The 646-nt window shown below is 60.7% G+C and carries 1 protein-coding gene; it reads right to left on the bottom strand.

Annotated features, from left to right (window positions below; genetic code table 11):
• Positions 1-108: 108 nt before the first annotated feature.
• Positions 109-567, bottom strand: coding sequence for an IS200/IS605 family transposase (gene tnpA / locus DW151_RS06510; RefSeq protein ID WP_118334990.1), 459 nt, complete (start codon positions 565-567; stop codon positions 109-111).
• Positions 568-646 lie beyond the last annotated feature (79 nt).

The raw sequence follows: 646 nt of genomic DNA, 5'->3' as shown, positions 1-646 counted from the left end.
CTTAGGGTATAACCCACGGGCCCCGGGCTCGCGTCTAAAGGCGCGGGCCCGGACTTCGTCCAGGCCTAGTGCATCTTGACCCGTGGCGCGCCGGTCGAACCGGCGGCATCACCCCCTCTTGAAGGGGTCCCCGTACTCCTTCACGCTCAGCTTGTCCAGCGCGATGTCGTGGGACTCCTGCTCCCTGATGTACTTGGCGATCGTCGCCTCGTCCGGGCCGACGGTGGACACGTAGTGGCCCTCCGCCCAGAACTTCCTGTTGCCGAACTTGTACTTGAGGCTGGCGTGCCTGTCGAATACCATCAGCGAGCTCTTCCCCTTCAGGTAGCCCATGACGCTCGCGACGCTGTACTTCGGCGGGATCGCCAGCAGCACGTGCACGTGGTCGGGCATCAGGTGCCCCTCGATTATCTCGATCCCCTTGTACTCGCACAGCTTCCTGAGGATCTCCCCTATGTCGCCCCTGATTTGGTTGTAGATCACTTTGCGCCTATACTTCGGCGTGAACACGATGTGGTACTTGCACATCCACTTCGTGTGGGAAAGGCCGTAGGCCTTCTGGGCCATGGCGACCACCCCTTCGACTCGAATTCTTTACGGCCTGAACAATCGTCAATATCGGTCGGAGGGGTGGCTTTGTAAAGCC

It is taken from the genome of Collinsella sp. AM13-34, from assembly GCF_003473055.1.
In the GTDB taxonomy this organism is placed as follows: domain Bacteria; phylum Actinomycetota; class Coriobacteriia; order Coriobacteriales; family Coriobacteriaceae; genus Collinsella.
This window is presented reverse-complemented; position numbering and strand designations above follow the sequence as displayed.

Bases quoted from the DNA above. Each gene is read 5' to 3' on its own strand.
- tnpA (WP_118334990.1), bottom strand. From the start codon at position 567: ATGGCCCAGAAGGCCTACGGCCTTTCCCACACGAAGTGGATGTGCAAG.